This is a genomic window from Shewanella sp. Koi 1 (assembly GCF_052907445.1).
In genome coordinates this window covers 1,420,403-1,444,060 of record NZ_JBREJM010000001.1, presented here as the reverse complement: position 1 = coordinate 1,444,060, position 23,658 = coordinate 1,420,403, and the positions used below count along the sequence as shown (strand labels likewise).

The window sequence follows — 23,658 nt, the reverse complement described above, 5'->3', positions numbered from 1 at the left end:
ATTGCCCGAAATCGGTTAATTATTACGGCGTTATTTGCCCAAGCAATTGCGTTAACCATTTAATTAATAATGAATTAGTGGAATTAAATTCAATAACAATAATAAAGGGAAGGACATGAGTCACAGCAGTCCAAATGCAGAGAATGATCTGCGCGAAGTCAAGCAGTTAGGCATGTGGGCCTCGATCACTAGCCTAAGTTATATTTTTTGGTTAGTGGGCGGTATGGAGCTGGTCGAGCGTATCGCCTATTACGGTGTCAAAGCCAGTGCGGGCTTATACGCCAAAGCCCCCGAGTCGGCGGGCGGTCTGGGGATCAGCCTCAGCGACTATGGCATCATCATCTCGCTCTGGGCCATTATGCAGACCTTTGTGCCCGTGTTTACCGGCGGGATTTCCGATAGAGTCGGCTACAAGGAAACGATTTTCGGCTCAACCGTGATTAAAATCATGGGCTACCTGACCATGGCGTTTTTCCCCACTTTTTGGGGCTTCTTATCGGGGGCACTGTTACTCGCCATCGGCACTGGGATATTTAAACCCGGTATACAAGGCACCCTAGTGCTCTCCACCAATCGCAATAACACCTCCATGGCCTGGGGGATATTTTACCAAGTCGTGAATATCGGTGGCTTCTTAGGCCCATTGGTTGCCGTACATATGCGCCAGCTTTCTTGGGATAATGTGTTTTATGCCTGCGCCGCGATTATCTCGCTAAACTTCTTGTTCTTATTAACCTATACCGAGCCGGGTAAGGCCGAGCGCGTTGCGCGCAATCAGCAAATTAAATCCGGCGAAATTAAGCAAGAAGCGCTCTGGCGCGACGCCTGGCATGAGCTTAAAAAGCCTATCGTGATTTATTACATGTTAGTGTTTTCAGGCTTTTGGTTCCTCTTTAACGCCCTGTTCGACGTACTGCCGATCCACATCTCCGAGTGGGTCGATACCAGCGTGATTGTCACCAGTCTGTTTGGTAGCGAAGGCACCAGCAACGGCATTTTACAGTTCTGGCTCGGGTTAAATAACGAAGGCACTAAGGTGATGCCAGAAGGCATGCTGAACCTCAACGCCGGCCTGATTATGACCAGCTGCTTTTTAATTGCCGCGCTGACCGCCAAATACCGCATCACCACGGCGATGCTGATTGGCTGTTTACTCAGTATCTTGGCCTTTGTGTTTATCGGCGCCTTCCATGCCGCCTGGTTTATTGTGCTCGCGATTACCATGTTCTCTATCGGCGAGATGATGATAAGCCCGAAGAAGAACGAATTTATGGGTAACATTGCCCCCGAAGGTAAAAAAGCCATGTACCTTGGCTTTGTGATGCTACCGCAAGGAATTGGTTGGGGCTTAGAAGGTTATTTTGGCCCTAAACTCTATGAAATTTTCGCCTCTAAAGAGTTGTTCTCACGCGAGTTATTACTCGAGCGCGGCATGAGTTCAACGGATGTAAGTGCCATCCCGCAAGGCGAAGCCTTTACCACCTTAGTCAGCTTTACTGGCGAAAACGCCCACGACCTGACTCAACTGCTCTACCACAGCCACAATATCGGTATGGCTTGGTATATTATCGCCGCGATCGGCACCATTTCGGCGGTGGGGATTTATATCTATGGTAAGTGGTTACTGGCGCTACAACGGGCGCAGCAAGCAGCGCACTAATGGTTCGAGATCTATAGGGGCGCAATATGAGGCGTAAGTTCTCGCTCCAATAGGCTTATGTAAAAAGTGAGTGTGTAGGCACTCACTTTTTTATTGGATGTTTGACTGAAATGTCACTAAAAGCCCGCTAACAGCTCGACTTCGAATTGCTCGGCCGACAGGGTTAATCCGAAGGCGTTGCACTGCTCTTGCAGTTGATTTAATTCCTTATCGACGCTGGATAAGGTCAAGGTATTATCATCGAGCAGATAGACTTGGCGTAAACTGGTGAAGTAAAACAGCAATGTAATCAACGCATTTACATCATTCGTCGCCGCCGCTGCTCGGATCTTATTCAACTTACGGTAAATGCGATTTTGCAGCTGCTTTAACTGCCACACGTAATAGATTTCTTTAAAAAAGGGCTGAGTCTTAAGCTGATACACTATCGCGCTACAGAGCAACACCGCCAGAATCACCCCGAGTAGATTCCAATGGAAATTCCCCGTCGGCTCACCGGGCACAGCCTCTACGCCAAAAAGCGCAATCAATCCCGCCCCAAAACTGAGGGATAACACAATCAAGCCTAATACCAAGGCCACCATAAACAGGTTCATATTGCTGCGGTAAATCGTTTTATCTACTTGCTGTAACTTCATCGGCTCACTTCTTATCGAAAAAACGCATGGCGGCGCAGCATACCTCAGATTGCTTGAATCTGCCTGAATATCCGCGTCTTTCATCCCTAGCCAATCTAGCAAGATACAAATTGAAACAGGTTTAGCCAGATAAGCAAAATAAGTAAAATGCCAATCAATTTATCCGCTTATCTTCCATTTAAAGAAACACTCTTATCCCGTATCGTCACTTTGTAAACTGCGAGTAAGCATAAAAATCGGTGTACAATTTGCCAGTATTGAGGAAAAAGAACATTTACCTAATAACTACCTCGAAATTGAACTAAATTCCTATAGTCGTCATAAAGGAACCGTCAATGGCATGTAAAAGAGTGCTTATCGCTTGCAGCCTTTTTATCCTCTCGAGCCTGTGCCCACCCGCACAGGCGGAGGAGTTGCTTGCCGTCGGTACCTCGTTTAGCCAGATTTTTGAACAAAACGCTAAGGGCGAATACAACGGTCTAGCTGTGGATATTCTGAATCGCTTTGCCGAACGCCAAAAAGTGACGATTCACTATCAACTTGCGCCCTGGCGCCGCGCCCAATCTATGGTCGAACGAGGGCAAGCGGATATCCTAATTGGCCCCTACATTTCAGAAGCTCGTCAGAAAGTCTTAGCCTTTTCGTCCCTCGCCTTTTACCGTGACGACATTGTCTTTTACGCCAGAACCCATCATCCCACGCCTTGGGATGGCAATTACGCCAGTATCCGTGGCCTAAGAATTGGTAAAATGCAGGGTTGGAGTTACGGCTATCTGTTTAATGAGCGCACTAAGTCGCTCACCATCAATGAATTTGCCGATCTTAAGAGTGGTATAGAGCGCTTATCCCGTGGCGATCTCGACCTGCTCGCCAGCAATGTCCGCAACACTGAGTCGCTACTGGCGCAAATCAAGCTTCCACAGAACATCATGCCACTTTCGCCCGCGATTGATACTCAAGATGGCTTTATGGCTTTTCCAAAATACGCTCAATTTCAACCGCTTCTGGAGAGTTTTGATCTGTTTCTGCAGGACATGGTGCAAAGTGGTGAATTAGCAAACCTCGCCAAGGCGAGGGGCGTGTCTATCCCAGATACTATGCTGACCGAGTAGCATAACGCCCTACTGCAGATAAAATGGCGCACTTAGCCTAGCGCGCTAAACAGCCCAACAAACCTTGCTCCATCTCATCCCAATTAAGCGCTTGGGTCGAGATCATTTCTAAGCGTGAATCTAGGCTATCGTCCAGCTCAGTCACCGCCATATCGCCATCACTCCAATTTATCCCGGCAATACCATCGCTAGTGATTATCACAGCTTTTAGCCGCAAAAGTGCAGAATGGCCTTGAGTCTGTGCCGAGATAAACTGCATGAGTTTATCGAAATCAAAATCTTGCATTGGCTCAATAACCCAGCCGCAGCTAAAGCAGCCTTCACCCTGATTGTGCTTACGCACTAGGCCACGCGCATCGAATTGAAAGGTTTGCTCGCTCGTATCCTCGGCAAAAACGCCCTGCAACCCTAAGCTGTCGCGAGTATTTCGCAAAAGACTTGTGGATGTTGTCACGGGACGAAAAGCGGCGGATTTGCCATTCGAGGCATTTTGACGCCGTGGCTGTCTAAGGCCGTCGAGCAAGGCTTCGGATAATCCCTTTGTCGCACTGTGTTCAATCACACGGGTATCACTCAGCTGTAACTCATTCAAATATTGGTTTAAGTCGTCCGCCAAATGCCCGCCCTCTGCCGCTTCAAACTCAAAGTATAAATCGGTTTTCGTGGTGACTATCACATCGGCGACGTGCAACTGCTGGATAAAATTGTCGTGCCCACGGTAGCGTTCATCCCGTAATTTGCGGGCATCGATAAGGCATAAAGTGCTCTGCAAACTGATGACATTTTGATAATGGGGCGCGCTAAGCACTTTGATAATCTCGTTGGGATGCCCAAGCCCCGTCGGCTCAATTAACAATCTATCGGGCTTAGCACGGGCGATCAGTTGATTAATGGCGACTTGAGTCGGTACACCTGCGGCGCAGCACATGCAGCCACCCGCCACCTCACGAATTTGTACGCAGCTGTCGCTAGCATCCATCAACCCAGCGTCAATCCCCACTTCGCCAAACTCATTCACTAATACCGCCCAGGTTTCGCCTTCGGGTTTGGTCTTAAGCAGCTGTTTAATTAGGCTAGTTTTTCCTACGCCTAAAAAACCTGTGATGATATTGGTGGGAATGGCTTTGACTATCATGGACGACACTCTCATGGCAACGAACTGAATTGAGGGCACTCGAGTGTAGGGATTATCCCTTTAAAGCTCAACAAAAAGCGCGCCAATGGCGCGCTGATAAATGGATAAACCGATACAGAGGGATTATTTACCCTTTTGAGTATTTGGCTTATTTTTAGCGTATTTACCTTCACGGGCTGGCGATTTACGCGCCCGTGCTTGGCTTTCGCTCGATTGACCGAATCCGGCGTTGCCGCCAAAGCCGCCCTTGCCCCCCCGCGCGCCATTCGCTTTAGTGCCATTGCCGCCCGCGCCTTTAGCCCCCGTATTGCGACTGCTCTTGTAATTCCACTTAGCGGTCTTAGTGGTTGCCGTCGGCGCCTCACGGTAACGCGCAGGCAGCGGTGTGCCTTCCTCGTAACCGGGCTGTACCGTCACTGGCAGAGTTTGGCCAATCAGGGCCTCAATCTCAGCTAGCATCTCATCGTCGGCTGGAGACACAAATGATATCGCGCGGCCCGAGAGCCCCGCACGACCGGTGCGGCCAATACGGTGAACATAGTCTTCCGCAAGGAATGGCAATTCGAGGTTAATCACTAAGGGCAGCGCCTGAATATCTAAGCCGCGCGCCGCCAGATCGGTCGCCACCAGCACTCGCAGTTTGCCCGCTTTGAAATCATCGAGCACGCGATTACGTGCGCCTTGGGTTTTATCGCCGTGGAATACGCCCGCGCTGATCCCATCGAGGGTGAGTTCCTGCAATAGATGTTCGGCGCATTCCTTAGTGCTGGCAAACACCAGCACCTGACGCCAATTGTTGCGCCCGACGAGCTCTGACAATAATTCGGCCTTGCGGCGTTTATCGACTCGATAGACCAGCTGCTCAACCGTGGATGCCGTGGTATTTTCGGCCACATTGACCCACTCGGGTTGATTGAGCATCTTATGGGAAAGCTGCTTGACCGCATCGCTGTAGGTGGCTGAAAACAACATGGTTTGATGCTCAGTGGCGATAAGGCGTTTTACCTTTTCAATGTCGCGCACAAAGCCTAAATCGAGCATGCGGTCCGCTTCGTCGATCACTAAGGTGGTCACACTCGAGAGATCTAAATGGAACTGGCCAATAATGTCGAAGAGTCGCCCCGGCGTCGCAACCAGAATATCCACGCCCTGCTCCACCCCTTTACGCTGCGGATTCATGTTCGCGCCGCCATAAACGGCTAATGTTTTCAGGGGTAAAAACTGACTGTATTTCTGAATGTTAGCGCAAACTTGAATCGCCAGCTCCCGGGTCGGCGTCATCACCAACGCCCTAAGCAAAGGCTTATCATTTAGCTGCTTTGACAGCTGCTCAAGCAGAGGTAAGGCAAAGGATGCGGTTTTGCCCGTGCCCGTTTGGGCGCAGGCCATAATGTCTTTTCCTTCTAGCGCGAGGGGGATAACCTGCTGCTGCACTTGCGTGAGCTGCTGATAGCCACACTCAGCTATCGCATTCAAAATAGGGGAAGATAAGCCGAGTGTGTCAAATTTCATAAAAGCTCTTTTTGTGAGTGCGAAGTGTTAATGCAAAACCGATAAATGCAGCTTGGTTCCATAAAGAGCGACGTCGTTAGCAGGCTTTATCAACTGCTATTCGAATCAGACGCCATATGCCCTTTACGGGGCCGCGGAGTCTAGCAAAATTTGCGGCGCATTTATAGGCAAAAGATAGGCATAAACTCAAGGCAGCGTTCACGCTATGCTCGCCTAAGCCTCTTTAACCAAATGCTGACGCGCAAATTCGCTGGCACTCACAGGCTTAGAAAATAAATAGCCTTGGCCATAGTCGCAGCCCGCATTGAGCAGCACTTGGCGCTGCGCCTCGGTTTCGACCCCTTCGGCGATCACTTTCATTCCGAGTTTATGGGCCATAACGATAATCGCCTCGCACAGGGTCTGGTCGCTTTCATCCGTGTCGATATTGCGGGTAAAAGATTGATCGATTTTTAAATAATCGATATCGAACTTCTTCAAATACGCCAAGGAGGAATAACCCGTACCAAAGTCGTCCAAGGAGACTTGTACGCCCGCGTCCCGATAGGCCAAGAGTTTTTCGGTCACGCCCATACTGGCATCGAGGAGTAACCCTTCAGTGATCTCGACGCACACCCCTGTGCCTGTCACATCCAATTCCTGCAGTAACTCGAGCCAATTGTGCAGCAGCGTGCCTTCATCGCGAAACTGGATCGGTGATTTGTTGACGCTGATTTGAATTTCAACCCCCAGAGTCTTACGCCACTGAGCGCTTTGACGCGCCGCCTGCTCAAAGACCCAGTTGCCAATCTCGACAATCAGTCCGGTATCTTCGGCGACCGGAATAAATTCCGCAGGGGACACATAACCTCGTTCCGGATGGAACCAACGCAATAGCGCTTCGGCCTTAAGCACCTCGCCCGTGGTCATAGTCACTATCGGCTGGTAGTGCAGTTCAAATTCTTTATTCAACACGGCTTGGCGCAAATCTTGGATTAAGCGCATCCGATATTTGGCGTATTCCTGCATCGAAGGGGTGAAATAATTGAAACGATTGCGGCCCTGATCTTTCGCCGCATACATGGCCTGATCCGCATGTTTGAGCAAGCCTTCAATGCTTGTCGCATCGTCGGGATAAAGGGTGATGCCAATACTGGCGCTGATATAGGCGGTTTCTTCCCCCAGCACATAGGGCTCGGCAATGCGGCGTAAAATATGTTCGGCGACCCGCTCAATGCCCTTGTGATCCTCCATGGCGCTGAGTACCACAGTAAACTCATCCCCACCGAGGCGAGCCACCACATCGGTATCCCGCACACAGGATTTTAAGCGACTGGCAGTTTCAATCAGCAATAGATCCCCCATGGCATGTCCTAGGGTGTCGTTCACTTCTTTAAAGTAATCCAGATCGAGGAACATCAAGGCAAAGTGATTGCGATTACGATCGGCACTCTTGATTTCGGCGCCCAAATATTCGAGCAACATGCGCCGATTCGGTAGGCCCGTGAGCGTGTCATAATTGGCCTGTTTCCAGATCAAATGTTCGCTCTGTTTTTTATCTGTGATATCGGAAAACAACGCCACACGGCGATAAGGTTGGCCATCTTTATCTTTGATGGTGTTGATGGTGAGCCAAATAACGTACTCTTCGTTGTTCTTACGTCGCTGGCGCATTTCCCCCTGCCACTCGCCTTTTTCGCGAATTTCATTATTCATCTCGGTATAAAAGCCGTGACCGTTAAGGTCGCAGTAGAGCATGCGAATATGCTGGCCGCGAATTTCTGACTCGCTGTAACCCGTAATCGCGGTAAAGGCGGCGTTGACTGTGATGATAATACCGGTTTCATCGAGCACGCTCATGGCCTCTGAGCTGTTGTCATACACCAGTGCAGATAGCTTTAGAGATTCTTCGATAAGCTTGGCCTCGGTGATATCCGTATAGGTACCACACATCCTTAAGGCATTATTATTGGCATCACGGCTCACCACTTTGCCCGTATCTAAAATCCAGCGAATATCGCGGTTGAGGGTTTTTAAGCGATATTCCATCTTATGCTGCGGCGTTTCTCCGCGAATATGGGCCTCGATGGAGTGCAGCACCTTGGGCCTATCTTCGGCGACAATCGAGTCCATCCATTGGCGGCTATTGGCATTGAGCATGTCGATATCGCAACCTAGGATATCGGCGCTGCGGGCGTTACGCTCGATATGGTCATTACGGATATCCCAGTCCCAAACGCCCAAATCGCTACTGCTTAACACCAATTCAAGTTGCTCACGACTGGCGAGCACTTCCCTATCGGCTAGAGTCTGTGCGGTGACATCTAAGTAGCCCGCAATCACCAATAACACCTGATGGTTCGCGCGCTTACAGGCGACCGTCATATGGGTATACACAATCGAATTATCTTTGGCGATAAAGCGCTTATCCATCTCATAGTTATCAATCTTGCCCGCGAGCATGAGTTCAAACTTGACGATATCAGCCTCGACATCATCGGGATGGGTGAGCTGTTTCCAGGTCATATGCAGCATCTCATCCTCTGAGTATTTCAGCATCTGGCACAGCCTTGGATTCACCTTGATCCACTTTTGGTCAACGCCGGTAATAGCGATCCCTATATTGCCGACGTTAAATTGGCTGCGGAATAAAAAATCATCCTGCAAACGGATCTGCTCGTCACGTTCCAGCTCAAAACGGCGGGACAGCAAACGGCTCAGTAGCCAAGTCGCAAGGGGATAAATGGTTAGCACGGGCAGCATGATTTTTTGCAGCACGGGAATGGCAACCTTGTCCGGCAGCAAAAAGAACCACAACAACATAACGATGTGGACAACAAAGGCAAAACTGAAGATTTCTCTGCCCGAGATATTGGCAAGGTAAGATTTACGCTGTTGACGCCAAAGCACGCCAATCAAGCCCGAAGACATAATCACGCCTAACCCCACCCACATGGCGGCGCCGCCAATACTGTAACGATAAATTCCGGTGATAATCACCGCCACCGCAGTAGGCAAACCACCAAAAAAGAGGCCGGTAACACATAAGAGCACAGAGCGAGTGTCGAAGATAATGCCGGGTTCGTACATCCATGGGGTACTCATAATCGTGACGCCTATGCCACCTATGAGTAATCCGATCCCCAGCCGCCACAGAAGAAAATACTGCCGCTGATGCTTTTTAGGAATCGCATCGTACAAAAATACCAAGGCGAGCAGTAACGCCGCATTTTGTACTAAGGGTAAGAAAATGCTTTTATCCATGGATGTGGAAGCAACTCCAAAATGAGGGAACGGATTATCTTACGAAAACTCTCCCTCACAAGTGTAGCAGAATTGCTTACAAATCATGATCTAATTACAGTAATAGCTCACAAAACGCATAAATCAGACCCACGCACTAGCCATTAAATTATCGAATTAAACATGCGCATTGCCATTAGATGCCCAAGAGTCATTTGACAATTAATGGCCAAAGCTCGTTAAACAATTTACTTCGCCACTACTAAAATTTGATTGATTTTGGCACTCACTTCTGAATCAGAGTGAGCCTCTAACCAGTACTTTTGCAAGATTTTATTGTTTATTCCAGTTCGAGCATCAGCTAAATTCCAGGTTCCCTTCCATAGACCATCTGCAATTAAATGAACAACCGCGCTCTCTATTGCCGCAACAACGCACAAACTAACTGGTTCATTAGAGGTAATCCCAGCCTCTGCCTCTAATAATTTTTGAGCATCAATAAATTTAAAGACACCTGCAGTTAATTCCATTGATAATACAGATTTAGTTGTTGTTACACTACTGAGCAATCTACCTGTACGAATATCAATTGCGCGCAAATTAATTGTAATACTATCTACTCTATATTGTCCGGAAGCTCCAATACCTAAATATCGAGCACCAGCACCACCTGTTTTCACATTAGTATCATAGGCAACAATACCACCTTCCATTAAAATCTGCGCACCACTCAATTGAGGTAATTTAGTCGCATCACCATTCAAACCCGCACGTAAAATTTTACGTTCAGTTAGTAAATTTTGTAATCCTTCCCGTTCAACAGGAATAAACCATTGCGAGTCATTTAGTGCTTGAGCTAAAAACGCGGTACCACTTTGTGGAACAGCGGTTGAAAAATTGCTCGCTGGAATTGGCTTATATTGACCAGTTTGATCGCGAAAATCGTAAACAGCTGCTACTATGCTGCCCTGAGGAGCAGGCAAGCTTACAAGATCGCGATATGTTTCTCCCTTTGGCATTAAACTGGACGATGCTTCAATATCATCAAATTCAGATACTGAAGAACAACCGGATAATATCAAAAACACAAACATTAATAAGCATGTTTTCATTATTACCCCCCCACGGCCACGTCAACCAAACCACCAACTTCAATAACCGTTGTTTCTCCAGTGGCGAGATCTGTAATGTGCACCAATAGTGTTCCATCTTCATTTACAACTTGAATTTCAAAATCATTCGTTTTTAAGTAGCCATCTCCTCCATTTGCCGCATCATTAAATAATTGACTCATAAGACGAGATTCAAGCGAACTTGCAAGCCTTTCTAATGCTGAGGGAGGAGTATATCCACTGCCACTTTTATAACTATTTTGAGCAGCTGCATTTGATAATAAATAGGAGCCATTTAATGGATTTCCACCAAAAGCAGGGTTAACTGGGTTATAAACTAATTCGGTGGCGCTGCATGCTATTGAAAAAAAATATAAAATTAAAATAATCGATATCTTTTTCATAAAAATCCCGTTTAAAATTCATCAGGTGCTAGATCTGGGTTTTCAAAAGCAACAAATTTAGCTTCCTCTTTTATCTGTTTAAGCTGAATATCTATTCGCTTAGCCGCTGATTCTGCCTGTAAATATATATAACGACTAACAGGAGATGCAAAGGTAGTGAATATAGGTTTTCTATTGTGTAATATCGTAATTCGACTACCACTCCTTGCTGTTGGCTGCTCGACAACTGTTAATCCTGAATGTTCAGTCTCACCGCCGATATCACGATATGTACTCACAAATTGACGATAAAAATTATATCCTAATCGAGTGACTGTGCGATTAAGTATCAATCCTTCTGCTAGTTTTTCATCGTTGCTGTTTTCATTAATGTTTTTCCCCTCAGTCAACGGCTGTAATGAAAATGTTTCTTCCGACACAGCTTTGTCAAATGGCGCCTCGGAAGCCATAGCAAACGTAGAAAAAATCGCTGAAAGCATTAAATGCGTGGAAATAATATTATGTATCCGTCTCATCTAGATGCACCTTGTTCCACATTAGTTTGAAAAACATATTATTAAAAAAGGGTGCCTAAACACCCTTGAACAATAATAAATGTTAAATCGAACCTGTTCCTTGGTTAACAATGACGGTATTATTCGATCCCAAACTGGTCACGTTCGCGGTATTCCAAGCATCATTCTGGGTAACAGTGACGCTGTTATTACTTCCACCAGAAACATACACATCAGCAGTGTGATCATTTCCGGTTTGGCTAATACTTATCTCATTCTCAGTACCAGCCCACGACTCAGCCGCTGCATTGTTAAACTCACCATCCTGCCTGATATCAACAAGTGAATTATGATCAGCTGAATCGGCATAGGCCAAGTTGTCTGCACCTAATTGAGAAATTTTGACCACGTTACCTACACCGTAAGTACCAGCACCGATCCCTACTCCATAATAATTTATAGCGTTTGGATTATTTGTGACTTGGTTGCGGTTACCGTCTTGAGTGATGGTAATGCTATTGCCATCACCTAATTCCGTTTTAGCACCTGCATAGTTTTCATTACCACTTTGGGTAATAGTCACGTCATTCCCAAAACTATTGCCTATTTGCGAAATCACCGCCACATTAGCATCGCCACTCAATTGATTAATGGTGGCAGTATCGTTATCACCCATTTGGCTAACCGTTGCCATACCAGACGTGCCAGCCTGATCCACATCAGCGTCATTACCTAACCCATCTTGGGTAACCAATGCCGTATTACCCACACCGCTTTGCTCGACATAGGCATCATTAGCATCTTGGGTTTGCATTACTGTGGCACTGTTGCTTACTGCAGTTTGACTAATGTAACCGATGTTAGAATGACCTTCTTGCACCAATGTGGCTTCAGTGGTGTCTGAAGCTTCGCCACCAAAATTTTGAGTATATTGGCTAATGGTACCCGTGTTATTTGCGCCAGTTTGCGTCAGTGTTGCACTAGCCGCATCGGAGGCATTTTGCTTAATAAGCGCATCATTGCCTGCACCAAGATTTTGGGTCACGGTAGCATTGGCATAATCTGACCAATAATTGTCAATATTCGCAGTATCACCATTACCATTTTGGATAATACTGGAACTTGCCCCGTCACCATTGTCTTGGGTGATGGTTGCGGTATTACTATCACCATTTTGGTCGATATCGGCAACTGCGCCATCGCCATTAAAAATTTGCTGGGTAATGGTCGCGGTATTTAAATCTCCTTCAGAGTTGATGTTTGCTCCGGCTGTGGCTGTCGAGTCTTGCTGAAGCACTGTGGCAGTATTTTGGCGACCATTTTGAACTACATTAGCAGTTGTGTTATCGGTACGGGCCTGCGTGGTCGTGGCGGTGTTTTCAGAGCCATACTGGTTAATCGTCGACTGATTATTATTACTTTCATCGACTTGATTGACTGTTGCAGAGTTAGTACTACCTTGTTGACTAACTGTGGCTTGGTTATTCTCACTTGCAGCATAAACTCCCGACGAAGTAAAAAACGCTGCGGCGACTAATAAAGCAATATTGGACTTTTTCATTACTGTGTCTTCCTTTCCTTAGTTTCAGTGCTGACCCTGAGTAATCACGACTGCTTGTGAATGTCCCCATTGGGTCACATTTACCGCGTTTCCGGACCCATACTGCTGGATCCAAATTGAATTTTCGTAACCTGTTTGATTAATCAATGCGAGGTTATCTATCCCTATTTGGTCAATATAAAGTGAAAGGGAAAATCCACTTTGGTTGGCAATAATCTGATTATTAAATCCTTGCTGTAAAAGAGTCACATCAATGTCCACGCCAGCTTGATTTAAATATGCTCGATTTGAATCCCCCTCTTGTTCAAGAAGAACAGATATGCGATTGCCCACTTGAATTGCTACGACCTGGTTACTCAATCCATGTTGCTTAACTGATAAATTTGCAAAATCGGCCGTCTGAATTGCAGATACATAATTTTCACCAAGTGCTAACTCGTCAAAAGGACTCAAATCGCCAGCGCATGACAAAGAGGGGGAGAAGGAGGATAAAGTGATGAAGATCAATAACGCATTATGCAGCAATGCCAAAGGTGAATAATCCCTAATTCCGAAAAATTGCATCGCTCACTCCATTGAATTCGCCATTATTTTGACAGAGTCACCTTATTGACACAGAAGTATAGTTGAAGGTTTAAAAAAATCAAAAAAATGGCCATTATTATCTAATGCCATGATTTTGCTTTATTTTAAAAATTCTAGATAAACAATTATTCTGCAGGAAGCAAGAAAGGACTAAGGTGTTAAAGGTGGTTTAGCGGCCATACAGGTGTTTCAGGTAATCAAACGCGATACTGTGCCAATCAAAACGCCGGGCTTTGGCCTTACGCTGCAGTGATGCCCAATCACCTTGCTCAAAATACAACATTGCATCATTTAACTTAATCAGCAACGCTTCACCTTGGAGGGTAATATCGTCGCCATAAAACACAAAGCCATCGACATTATCCTCGACCGTATCCCGCAATCCGCCAACCCCATGCACAAGGCAAGGTTGACCACTACGCATGGCAAGCATTTGGCTAATACCACAGGGTTCGAAGGAGCTTGGCATCAAGAACAAATCACCCACTTGATAAAGACACTGGGAGAGCTCCTCATGGTATCCCTGCAGAAATACAAAATGGGCATACTTAGCGGCAAGGGTTTGAAAAAATTGCCCTATCTCAGGGTCACCGCTGCCTAATAGTACAAACAGTGCCTTAGGCTGCGTTTGCTGCAACTGTTGCAGTAATGTCTCTAATACCGATAAGCCAGAAGGTAAAATATGGCGCAGGATCAGCACTTTTTGATCGGTAAGCCGGCCAACCGAGGTCAACAGAAAATCCGGAAACTCCCCCGCAGAGGCTTGGCGCCACAGGACTTGCAGCCGCGTAAAGGCAATCATATCGACGCCACTGACCTGACTTCGCCCGCCCTGCCACTGCACTAGGGCCGACTCGATGCAACTCAGTAAGGCCCTAAACTCAGTTAACCCCATACGTTCGAGGGAGGTTTGCGCTAAAGCCTCTGGGTATTCGCAACCGTTTAAAATGCCAAGCACTCGCCCCTGCTCGGCTTTGCGTTGTAAATCCGCCTCTAAACCTTCACCACCGAAGAACCCCAACTCGGGGCGAGAGGGAAGCAACACCTCCTTGGCGTAGGAGGGTGAGACGAGATGCACCTTACCCGCCAGCGTAATTCCCATCCGCATCGGATTGATGCAATGGGGATAACGGGGGTCGATAATCAGGGCGCGTTGGCCCTCATCCAACTGGGCGAATAAGTGAGGAAACCAAGCCGCAAAGCTTGAGGTATCATGGCTCAGCGGCCTTATCCCCTGCAGCGCAAGATTATGAATCGAAAACACACATTCTATGCTTTGCAATGCTTGATACTCGGGCGCCAGCGCCCGTAGCATGGCTAAACATCCCGTGTGCCAGTCGTGCAGATGTAAAAGCTGAGGCATAGGCACAAGCCCCGCCACTAAGGCTTTGGCTACGCTTGCACACAAAAGCGCAAACTTAGTCGCATCATCGGCGAAGGGGCGGTCACTCGTGCCTTGGCTATAAATCTGCCCGGGGCAGGATTGCCACAGCCCATGCTCGAGCAAGTAAATATTGGCGCCCTGCACCTTGGGGTGCGCTAGCCAATACAACTTAATCGGCTCCTGTCGCCCGGCAAAACTCACCTCAAACTCATGGATAAGTTTGGCCCCAAGGCCCGTTAAAAATCCGTAGCTTGGCATAATTACATCAGCTTGGATCTCAACACCCGCGAGGGCTTGGGGCAAGTCACGGATCACATCCGCCATCCCGCCCACTTTCGCCCCTTTCAGCGCCCCATTTTCTGCCGCGACCATTAATATGCGTTTCACCTAACTTCATACTCCAACAGGGTTAATATTCATGCAAATTATTAACTTGGCCTTACTCATAGCCCACGGGCAGCCCTAACATATCGCGGGTGACTAAGGTGATGCCCTTCTCGGACACCCTAAAGCCCTTTGCCCTGTCATGGTCGTGGTTGTAACCAATCACTGTACCTTCGGGGATGATGCAGCCCCTGTCGATGATGGCGTTTTTAATCTTACAGTGGCGCAGCACCACCACATCGGGTAGCACAACCGAGTCCTCAACCACTGAGTAGGAACAAACCCGCACCTCGTTAAACAATACGCTGCGGCGCACGGTTGCCCCCGAGATAATACAGCCGCCGGATATAATCGAATCCACCGCCATGCCGCGTCTATCGTCATCGTCGAACACAAACTTGGCGGGAGGTAATTGCTCCTGATAGGTCCAAATCGGCCATTTGGCATCGTAGAGGTTTAAGGCGGGCGTGGGCGATAACAATTCCATATTGGCCTGCCAGAAGGAATCCAAGGTGCCCACATCGCGCCAGTAGGCTTGCTCGTTGGGGAAAGCACTCTTAAAGGGGTAGGCAAACACTTTATGTTTTTCGATGATCGAGGGAATAATATCTTTACCAAAATCCCGATCGGAATTGGCATTTTGCGCGTCTTTCTTCAACTGATCGAACAAAAACTCTGTGTTAAACACATAGTTGCCCATCGAGGCAAGGCACTTCTCGGGATTGCCTGGGGAGTGTTTAGGATGCTTAGGTTTTTCTTCAAATCCTAAAATGCGCATCTCGTCATCGACTTCCATCACCCCAAACGCGCCAGCCGCTTCGGCCACGGGCACCTCGAGGCAGGAGACTGTCATATCGGCGCCGGATTCGGCATGGGCCGCCAGTAAGCCAGCGTAATCCATGCGATACACATGGTCACCCGAGAGCACCATCACATACTTGGGCAGTTCATGGCGGATGATGTCGATATTTTGAAATACCGCATCGGCCGTGCCCTGATACCAATTCTCCGAGTAACGTTGTGAGGCAGGTAAAATTTCCACCGACTCACCTAATTCCTTTTTAAAGTGGCCCCAACCACGCATCACGTGGCGAATTAACGAATGCGACTTATATTGGGTCACTACCCCAACGCGGCGGATCCCCGAGTTGATGCAATTCGACAGTGGAAAATCGATGATCCTAAACTTACCACCGAAATACAACGCGGGTTTAGCGCGCCAGTCGGTGAGTTCATGTAAACGCGAGCCTCGGCCACCAGCCAGAATCAATGCATAGGTTTCACGAGTTAAATTACTGATATAACGTACATTAGACATAGGCTCTACTCCCCAAATAGCACATCAGTGCCGATTGCTTCACAACCACTCTTCCCTGCCGCCCTAAGGCCGCAGGATTGCATACAACAGCGTATTCCTTCGCTCATTAACGACTCCCTTACAGTTTCCAAATTTCATCCCGGTAGCCTGCAATCGTCACATCACTGGAGAAGCGGCCACTGGCCGCCGTATTGCGAATACTCATTTGCGTCCACTTTTTCGGATCTTTATAGGCCTTAGCCACTGCCTCTTGAGCAAGGCGATAACTATCGAAATCCGCCGCCGTCATCCATTGATCCTCCGGGCTTTCAATCGAAGCAATAATGGGGTCGAAAATCCCTGGTTCGAGCAGGTTAAAATGACCGCTCTTCAGTAAGGCCATGACTTCAGATAAGTCATGTGACTCGGCGATAATGCGCTGCGGTTGGTAATCACAACGCATTTGGGCCACTTGCTCAGCATTGAGGCCAAAGAGGAAAAAGTTATCCTCGCCCACCTCTTCCAGCATCTCGATATTGGCGCCATCTAAGGTGCCTATGGTGAGTGCGCCGTTCATCATGAACTTCATATTGCCCGTGCCTGAGGCCTCCTTGCCCGCGGTGGAGATTTGTTCGGAGACATCGGTTCCGGGGCAAATTTTTTCCATGGCACTGACGTTGTAATTGGGCAGAAACGCAAAACGCAGATAAGGCGCTACCACAGGATCACAGTTGACCATATGGGCAACATTGCTCGCGAGTTTGATAATGAGCTTGGCCATAAAGTAACCGGGTGCTGCCTTACCACCGATCAGTACGCAGCGTGGCACCAGATGCTCTGTATGCCCTTGCTGGATTTGATGGTAAAGGTGAATCACATGCAGAATATTGAGTAGCTGGCGCTTGTACTCGTGGATCCGCTTAACCTGCACATCAAACAACATAGAAGGGTCAAACTCGACGCCACATTCCTTGGCGATCATCTTGGCGAGTTGCACCTTGTTGGCTTGCTTCACTTCACGCCACTTTTGGATAAAGCTAGCGTCCTGGGTTAAGGCATTGAGCGCCGTCAGTTGGCTTAAGTCCGTCACCCAACCGTTGCCTAAATGGTTGGTTAACAGTTTGGCAAGTGAAGGATTGCAGTGGGCTAACCAGCGTCTTGGCGTCACTCCGTTAGTACGATTGTTAAATTTCTCCGGCCACAGGCTATAAAAATCCTTAAACAGGCCCGACTTTAACAATTGGGTATGTAATCCAGCGACACCGTTCACCGAAAAGCTGGCCACTATGGCTAAATAGGCCATCCTAACGTGTGGATCGGGACCATCTTGAATAATCGACATGCTGGCCAGCTTAGCACTATCCCCTGGCCAGTGATGGGCAACTAAATCTAGGTATCTGGCATTGATTTCATAGATGATTTCTAAAATCCGCGGCAACATTAGTGCCATCATACGCACAGGCCAGCGCTCTAATGCTTCGGGTAACAGCGTATGGTTGGTATAAGCAATGGTTTGACTGGTGATCGCCCAAGCAGCATCCCATTCAAGACCATATTCATCCACCAGCAGCCGCATTAACTCGGGAACCGCAATACTTGGATGAGTGTCATTCAATTGCATCACATTTTTTTCAGCAAAATGAGTGAAATCATTGCCATGGTGATGCACCCAACGTTTTAAAATTGCCTGTAAGCTAGCGGAAGACAAAAAATATTGCTGACGCAGCCGCAGCTCTTTACCGTTTTCGCTGGCATCGTTGGGGTACAACACCATAGTGATCTGCTCGGCGAGATTTTTGCGCGCCACCGCCTCGGTGTAATCCCCTTGGTTAAATTCTGCTAAGTCAAAATCATCGGTGGCTTCAGCCTTCCAAAGTCTTAAGCTATTAACTCGGCCATTGCGATAACCGGGCACGGGCATATCGTAGGCCACGGCGAGCACATCTTGGGTATCAACCCAAATCATGTGCCTGCGCCCTTGTTTATCGACATAGGATTCGGTGTGACCAAAGAACTTTACCGTCACATTATGGTGCGGTACACGTACCTCCCATGGATTTCCCTCACGTAACCAGCGATCAGGGCGCTCAACCTGATAACCATCAACTATCTTTTGGGCGAACATGCCGTATTCATAACGAATGCCATAACCCGTGACGGATAAATCCATGCTGGCGCAACTATCGAGAAAACAAGCTGCAAGCCGCCCAAGGCCACCATTGCCTAAGCCAGCGTCATGTTCGGCCTCTTCTATCTCCTCGAGGGAAACAGAATAATGGCTTAATGCCTCGCGGCTATCTTGCTCTAACTCTAAGTTTAACAAGGCATTGCCTAGTGTTCTGCCCATTAAAAATTCGAGTGATAAATAGGCCACTTGTTTGTTGTCATAGCGGCTATCTTTGATGCGCGTCTCACGCCAATCATCCAGCATTTGCTCTTTTACGCTCAGAGCCAGCGCTTGAAATAATTCACCACGCGCCCCTTCACCGCGGCTTAATCCATAGCGAACATGGCGAGTAAAAGAAGCAGGCAAGGCATCACAGGGCTCGCAGGGTTCGTGAGCGGTTTTGCTCTTACTTTCACCCGTCTTCGTTGAACGTTTTTTGGGAGTAACGCCGCTGGTATTTGGGCTCAGCTCACTGTTATGACTCATAGTTAATTCCTTATAAAATCAGCATGAAACAGCATAAGACTGCGATCCTGTAACAAGTACCGCGTCGGTGAGGACTGAGCATCCAGCGGCTCAGTGTGAGTTAAAAATTGTGGGTCAGTTTGGGTATGCAGCAGGCATTGCCACGGCCCTAAACCGTCAAAAACCGGCAGGGTAAAGGCCAAGGGGTGCTCATCGGCATTAACCATCAACAGCAGCGCTTGAAGGCTGTCACCCTGAGTCTGCGGCTGAGTGGCAGTTAAATTGCCCGATAACACCACACTAAGACTGCGCCCCATGGACTCGCTCCACAGGCTTTTGCTCATAGGTTCACCTTGACGACTAAACCAATCCAGCCTTGCCCCCGATGGGGTTGAGACAGGGGTTGATGCTTGGGGTGAAGATGCCTCAGGCGACCAATTGAAGGCATTGGCCACTAGCTGCTCATGGATAAAACGTTTGGCACACAGCAGCGGGAAGCGTTTACGCAAGGAAATCAGCTGTGAGGTGAAACTCAGTAATGAGCTATCCATGCCATCCGCTGACCAATCAAACCAATTCAAGGGGTTATCTTGGCAATAGGCGTTGTTATTCCCGCCTTGGGTGCGGCCCATCTCATCACCACTGAGCAACATGGGCACCCCTTGGGAAAGGAATAATGTGGTCAATAGATTGCGTTGCTGGCGGGCGCGCAGCGCAAGAATTATCGCGTCGTCAGTGTCGCCTTCTACTCCGTAGTGATGGCTGAAGTTCTCATGGTGACCGTCGCGATTTTCTTCACCGTTGGCCCAATTATGCCGCTCGCAATAACTCACTAAATCTTTGAGGGTAAAACCATCGTGACTGGTTAAAAAGTTGATACTGGCGGCGGGAGGCCTACCACTGTGCTCAAAAAAATCCCCCGAGCCATGAAAACGCCGCGCAAACTCGGGCAACATGCCATGATCGCCGCGCCAAAAACGCCGCATAGTGTCGCGGTATCTGTCATTCCACTCACTAAAGGCTACAGGGAAATTACCCAGTTGGTACCCACCCGGGCCAATATCCCAAGGCTCGGCAATCAGTTTCACCCGGCAAAGTACTGGGTCTTGCAGCAGCGCATCAAAAAAACCGCTACCTGGGTCAAATCCATAGGCTTCGCGGCCAAGGCAGGCGGCTAAATCGAAACGAAAACCATCGACGCCCATCACTTCGACCCAGTAACGCAGCGAATCTAACACCAACTGCAACATGCGCGGATGGTTGAGGTTTAAGGTATTACCGCAGCCGGTATCGTTGATATAAAAGCGTTTATCATTTGGATGCAGGCGGTAATAACTCAGATTGTCGATACCGCGAAAGCTAAAGGTCGGCCCGAGGCGACTGCCCTCGGCGCTGTGGTTATAGACCACATCGAGAATGACTTCGATACCCGCGCCGTGTAGCGCATCCACCATAGTGCGAAACTCGCCAATATCCTCACTCGAGAGATAACTCGGCTCAGGCGCAAAAAAGCCTATGCTGTTATAACCCCAATAGTTAGAGAGCTGTTTTTCAAGCAGAAAGGGCTCGGAGAAAAATGCCTGAACCGGCAGTAACTCGACGCAATTTACTCCGAGTTTGACTAAGTAATCTATCGCGGCATTCGATGCCAGCCCAGCAAAGGTGCCACGCAGCGGCGCATCTATCTCAGGATGCAGCGCGGTAAATCCCTTTAAGTGCATCTCATAGATAATGCACTGCTCAAGTGGCAATGGCTCACGCTTACTTGAGAGTGGCCGAATAGTATGCGCCTTAGCCGCATCCAAAAGAGGGCGAGTATCAACCACTTTGCATTTTGGCACAAAATCCGCATTATCTAAGGCACTGAAAGATAAGTCTTCATTAGGACTATCAATCTCATAGCCAAAGTTGGCGATATGGTGGTGATAACGCCCCACGAGCTGGCGCGCGTAAGGGTCTAACAACAACTTATGCGGATTAAATCTGTGGCCTAATTGCGGTTCGTAGGGACCATAAACACGGTAGCCATAAAGCTGACCAGCACTCAGTCCATGCACATACAAATGCCAGATTTGCTGGGTCTGCTCCGTCAAGGCGATGCGCTGAATTTCCACCTCGCCTTGGGCATCGAACAGACATAACTCCACCCCAGTGGCATGGGCCGAAAACAGGGCGAAATTCACCCCGCCATCATCGACCGTCGCCCCCAAGGGAAAGGGCTGCCCCGCACTTAGGTTAAAGGCGGTTGAGCCATCAGCATTTACAGGCACAGGATTCGTCATAGGCTAACATCTCTGTCGGGCGCATCCGTCGCAGGCCCGAGGATTAAGCAACCCAGGGGCGGCACAGTGATCAACGCGCTCGTTGCCATGCCCTGCCAAGGTAAATCTTCGGCAATTACCTTGCCCGCATTCCCCTGATTGCTACCACCATAGAGATGACTGTCGCTATTGAGGTACTCACAGAAATCCCCGCCTTGGGGCAAGCCAATACGAAATCCTTGGTGCAGGGTTGGTGTCATATTCACCACAAACACTAAGGGCACATCACTGCCCTCGCCATAGCGAACAAAGCTAAAAATACTGTCGCGGCCATTGTCACAATCGAGCCAGCGAAAACCCTGCGAGTCATAGTCGAGCACAGATAAGGCGGGGAATTGGCGATAAAGCTGATTCAGATCCCGAAGCCAGCGCTGCACGCCTTGGTGGGGCTCAAAAGCAAGCAAATGCCAATCGAGGCTATGGTTATGGTTCCATTCGTCACGCTGGGCGAACTCGCTGCCCATAAACAGTAGTTTTTTGCCCGGATGCCCCCACATAAAGCCGTAATAGGCCCTGAGGGTAGTGAATTTTTGCCAATCATCGCCGGGGATTTTATGCAGCAAAGAGCCCTTGCCGTGCACTACTTCATCGTGGCTTATCGACAGCATAAATTGCTCCGAATAGGCATAAATCAGGCTAAAGGTCAGCTGGTTATGGTGATATTGGCGATAGATGGGATCGCGGCCCAAGTAACTTAGGCTGTCGTTCATCCAGCCCATATTCCACTTAAAACCAAACCCCAGCCCGCCGCTATCCGTCGGCTTAGTCACCCCCGCAAAGGCGGTTGACTCTTCGGCTATCATGCAAATGCCGGGAAAGGCTTGATACAAGCGTTGATTCAACATTTGCAGAAAATGAATCGCCTCTAAATTCTCCCTTCCGCCATAGGCATTGGGCAGCCATTGCCCAGGTTCGCGGCTGTAGTCGAGGTACAACATGGATGACACCGCATCGAGCCTTAGGCCATCGAGGTGAAATTCCCGCAGCCAATAACAGGCATTGCTGAGCAGAAAACTGCGCACCTCACCGCGGTCGTAGTTATAGATCAGCGTATCCCAATCGGGGTGTGCGCCTTTGCGCGGATCCTCATGTTCATAGAGGCAAGTGCCATCAAAACGCACTAACCCATGGGGATCCTTAGGGAAATGCGCCGCGACCCAATCGAGTAACACGCCAATGTCGGCCTGATGGCAGGCATCGATAAAGGCCTTTAAGCCATTGGCATCACCAAAACGATGGGTCGGCGCATACAGACCAACGGGTTGATACCCCCAAGAGCCATCGAAGGGATACTCACTGATCGGCATCAACTCGATATGGGTAAAGCCTTGCTCTTTCACATAGGGGATCAACTGCTCGATTAAGTCTTGATAATCAAAATATTGCTCACCAAACTCGCCTTTTCGGCGCCAAGAACCTAACTGCACTTCGTAGATAGACATAGCGGCGCGATGCCAAGCCGTGGTCGCACGTTTGTGCATCCATTGTGTATCCGCCCAAGGATGTTGGTGTTTTTTCGGCACTATGGAGGCATTGTGCGGTGCACATTCCATTTGGGTCGCCATGGGGTCTGATTTCGCGTGGCGCTCGCCATTTTGATAAACCAAATCAAACTTATAGTGCGCGCCTTCGGCAACATCAGGCAGAAAAATCTCCCATAAGCCGTTGGCCAGATGTTGACGCATCACATGGCGAGTATCGTCCCAGTGGTTAAAATCCCCCACCACAGAAACCCGCTTAGCATTGGGCGCCCATACGCAAAAATGCACGCCTTCGACGTTATCGACTTGGCGCCAGTTCGCACCTAAAAAGCGATAGGCCTGTTCAGAGCTTCCCTCACCGAAGAGGTATAAGTCCTGACTATCGAGGAGAGAACCAAACTGATAGGGATCGATAATATCCTGCTCACAAAGGGGATAAGTCACCCGTAGCGCATACAAAAAAGGCTTAACCCGTCTGCCAAGCGTGCCCGCAAACAGCCCCGCCTCATTGACGCGCTCAAGGCTCGCTACCTTACGGCCATCCTTAAGGCTTATCACATCAACCTTTTGGGCATTGCGTAAAAAACAGCGCACTACCAAGGCCTTACCCTCGTTGATGCTGTGCATACCGAGCAGGGAAAACACATCCGTATATTGACCATTTAACAGTGCGACATCGCTACCGTCATAGAAGTAAGTCTGGGCTTGAGTCATCATTTGGCTT

At 48.6% G+C, this 23,658-nt stretch carries 16 protein-coding genes; 2 read left to right on the top strand and 14 right to left on the bottom strand.

The features are described 5' to 3' along the window. Nucleotides 1-115 precede the first annotated feature (115 nt). Nucleotides 116-1,660: an MFS transporter gene (locus ACUZ8J_RS06400; protein ID WP_446693376.1), complete on the top strand. Its 1,545-nt coding sequence runs from the start codon at nucleotides 116-118 to the stop codon at nucleotides 1,658-1,660. Nucleotides 1,661-1,776: 116 nt separating this feature from the next. Here ACUZ8J_RS06400 and ACUZ8J_RS06395 read toward each other — a convergent pair whose 3' ends face one another. Further along, nucleotides 1,777-2,298, bottom strand: coding sequence for a DUF3087 domain-containing protein (locus tag ACUZ8J_RS06395; protein ID WP_446693375.1), 522 nt, complete (start codon nucleotides 2,296-2,298; stop codon nucleotides 1,777-1,779). Nucleotides 2,299-2,633: 335 nt separating this feature from the next. Between ACUZ8J_RS06395 and ACUZ8J_RS06390 the strand changes: the two genes are divergently transcribed. Then, nucleotides 2,634-3,410: a substrate-binding periplasmic protein gene (locus ACUZ8J_RS06390; RefSeq protein WP_086904367.1), complete on the top strand. Its 777-nt coding sequence runs from the start codon at nucleotides 2,634-2,636 to the stop codon at nucleotides 3,408-3,410. A gap of 37 nt (nucleotides 3,411-3,447) precedes the next feature. On the opposite strand, the gene ACUZ8J_RS06385 is transcribed toward ACUZ8J_RS06390, so the two are convergent. The 13 genes from ACUZ8J_RS06385 to glgB form a co-directional block, all read right to left on the bottom strand. Continuing rightward, a complete protein-coding gene (locus tag ACUZ8J_RS06385) occupies nucleotides 3,448-4,545 on the bottom strand; it encodes a CobW family GTP-binding protein (RefSeq protein ID WP_446693374.1) in 1,098 nt (365 codons plus the stop codon). A gap of 123 nt (nucleotides 4,546-4,668) precedes the next feature. Next, nucleotides 4,669-6,057 carry a DEAD/DEAH box helicase gene (locus ACUZ8J_RS06380; protein WP_446693373.1) on the bottom strand — a complete coding sequence of 463 codons (1,389 nt, stop codon included), beginning with the start codon at nucleotides 6,055-6,057 and terminating at the stop codon, nucleotides 4,669-4,671. A gap of 213 nt (nucleotides 6,058-6,270) precedes the next feature. Next, nucleotides 6,271-9,300: an EAL domain-containing protein gene (locus tag ACUZ8J_RS06375; protein WP_446693372.1), complete on the bottom strand. Its 3,030-nt coding sequence runs from the start codon at nucleotides 9,298-9,300 to the stop codon at nucleotides 6,271-6,273. A 227-nt stretch (nucleotides 9,301-9,527) separates the two neighbouring features. Further along, nucleotides 9,528-10,391 carry a CsgG/HfaB family protein gene (locus tag ACUZ8J_RS06370; protein WP_446693371.1) on the bottom strand — a complete coding sequence of 288 codons (864 nt, stop codon included), beginning with the start codon at nucleotides 10,389-10,391 and terminating at the stop codon, nucleotides 9,528-9,530. 2 nt (nucleotides 10,392-10,393) lie between these two features. Continuing rightward, on the bottom strand, nucleotides 10,394-10,795 hold the full coding sequence (locus ACUZ8J_RS06365; RefSeq protein ID WP_446693370.1) for a curli assembly protein CsgF: 402 nt from the start codon (nucleotides 10,793-10,795) through the stop codon (nucleotides 10,394-10,396). An 11-nt stretch (nucleotides 10,796-10,806) separates the two neighbouring features. Then, nucleotides 10,807-11,310, bottom strand: coding sequence for a CsgE family curli-type amyloid fiber assembly protein (locus tag ACUZ8J_RS06360; RefSeq protein ID WP_446693369.1), 504 nt, complete (start codon nucleotides 11,308-11,310; stop codon nucleotides 10,807-10,809). An 82-nt stretch (nucleotides 11,311-11,392) separates the two neighbouring features. Then, on the bottom strand, nucleotides 11,393-12,850 hold the full coding sequence (locus ACUZ8J_RS06355; RefSeq protein ID WP_446693368.1) for a beta strand repeat-containing protein: 1,458 nt from the start codon (nucleotides 12,848-12,850) through the stop codon (nucleotides 11,393-11,395). A gap of 24 nt (nucleotides 12,851-12,874) precedes the next feature. Further along, complete coding sequence (locus tag ACUZ8J_RS06350) at nucleotides 12,875-13,414, bottom strand: curlin (protein ID WP_446693367.1); 540 nt, start codon at nucleotides 13,412-13,414, stop codon at nucleotides 12,875-12,877. A gap of 190 nt (nucleotides 13,415-13,604) precedes the next feature. Next, complete coding sequence (locus tag ACUZ8J_RS06345) at nucleotides 13,605-15,191, bottom strand: glycogen synthase (RefSeq protein ID WP_446694907.1); 1,587 nt, start codon at nucleotides 15,189-15,191, stop codon at nucleotides 13,605-13,607. Between the two features lie 67 nt (nucleotides 15,192-15,258). Next, the gene (glgC, locus tag ACUZ8J_RS06340; RefSeq protein ID WP_011623506.1) at nucleotides 15,259-16,521 is read right to left on the bottom strand and encodes a glucose-1-phosphate adenylyltransferase; all 1,263 of its coding nucleotides are present in this window, start codon (nucleotides 16,519-16,521) and stop codon (nucleotides 15,259-15,261) included. 118 nt (nucleotides 16,522-16,639) lie between these two features. Next, entirely contained in the window at nucleotides 16,640-19,153 is a 2,514-nt protein-coding gene (locus tag ACUZ8J_RS06335; protein ID WP_446693366.1) for a glycogen/starch/alpha-glucan phosphorylase, read from the bottom strand. Nucleotides 19,154-19,155: 2 nt separating this feature from the next. Beyond that, nucleotides 19,156-21,414, bottom strand: coding sequence for a glycogen debranching protein GlgX (gene glgX, locus ACUZ8J_RS06330; RefSeq protein ID WP_446693365.1), 2,259 nt, complete (start codon nucleotides 21,412-21,414; stop codon nucleotides 19,156-19,158). After that, nucleotides 21,411-23,651, bottom strand: a complete 2,241-nt coding sequence (glgB, locus tag ACUZ8J_RS06325) for a 1,4-alpha-glucan branching protein GlgB (RefSeq protein WP_446693364.1) — start codon at nucleotides 23,649-23,651, stop codon at nucleotides 21,411-21,413. Before glgB ends, glgX begins: the two co-directional genes overlap by 4 nt. Nucleotides 23,652-23,658: the final 7 nt, after the last annotated feature.

Bases quoted from the DNA above. Each gene is read 5' to 3' on its own strand.
- ACUZ8J_RS06345 (WP_446694907.1), bottom strand. From the start codon at position 15,191: ATGGTCGCGGCAGAAAATGGGGCGCTGAAAGGGGCGAAAGTGGGCGGG.
- ACUZ8J_RS06380 (WP_446693373.1), bottom strand. From the start codon at position 6,057: ATGAAATTTGACACACTCGGCTTATCTTCCCCTATTTTGAATGCGATA.
- ACUZ8J_RS06395 (WP_446693375.1), bottom strand. From the start codon at position 2,298: ATGAAGTTACAGCAAGTAGATAAAACGATTTACCGCAGCAATATGAAC.
- glgC (WP_011623506.1), bottom strand. From the start codon at position 16,521: ATGTCTAATGTACGTTATATCAGTAATTTAACTCGTGAAACCTATGCA.
- ACUZ8J_RS06400 (WP_446693376.1), top strand. From the start codon at position 116: ATGAGTCACAGCAGTCCAAATGCAGAGAATGATCTGCGCGAAGTCAAG.
- ACUZ8J_RS06350 (WP_446693367.1), bottom strand. From the start codon at position 13,414: ATGCAATTTTTCGGAATTAGGGATTATTCACCTTTGGCATTGCTGCAT.
- ACUZ8J_RS06390 (WP_086904367.1), top strand. From the start codon at position 2,634: ATGGCATGTAAAAGAGTGCTTATCGCTTGCAGCCTTTTTATCCTCTCG.
- ACUZ8J_RS06360 (WP_446693369.1), bottom strand. From the start codon at position 11,310: ATGAGACGGATACATAATATTATTTCCACGCATTTAATGCTTTCAGCG.
- glgB (WP_446693364.1), bottom strand. From the start codon at position 23,651: ATGATGACTCAAGCCCAGACTTACTTCTATGACGGTAGCGATGTCGCA.
- ACUZ8J_RS06370 (WP_446693371.1), bottom strand. From the start codon at position 10,391: ATGAAAACATGCTTATTAATGTTTGTGTTTTTGATATTATCCGGTTGT.
- ACUZ8J_RS06355 (WP_446693368.1), bottom strand. From the start codon at position 12,850: ATGAAAAAGTCCAATATTGCTTTATTAGTCGCCGCAGCGTTTTTTACT.
- ACUZ8J_RS06335 (WP_446693366.1), bottom strand. From the start codon at position 19,153: ATGAGTCATAACAGTGAGCTGAGCCCAAATACCAGCGGCGTTACTCCC.
- ACUZ8J_RS06365 (WP_446693370.1), bottom strand. From the start codon at position 10,795: ATGAAAAAGATATCGATTATTTTAATTTTATATTTTTTTTCAATAGCA.
- glgX (WP_446693365.1), bottom strand. From the start codon at position 21,414: ATGACGAATCCTGTGCCTGTAAATGCTGATGGCTCAACCGCCTTTAAC.
- ACUZ8J_RS06375 (WP_446693372.1), bottom strand. From the start codon at position 9,300: ATGGATAAAAGCATTTTCTTACCCTTAGTACAAAATGCGGCGTTACTG.
- ACUZ8J_RS06385 (WP_446693374.1), bottom strand. From the start codon at position 4,545: ATGATAGTCAAAGCCATTCCCACCAATATCATCACAGGTTTTTTAGGC.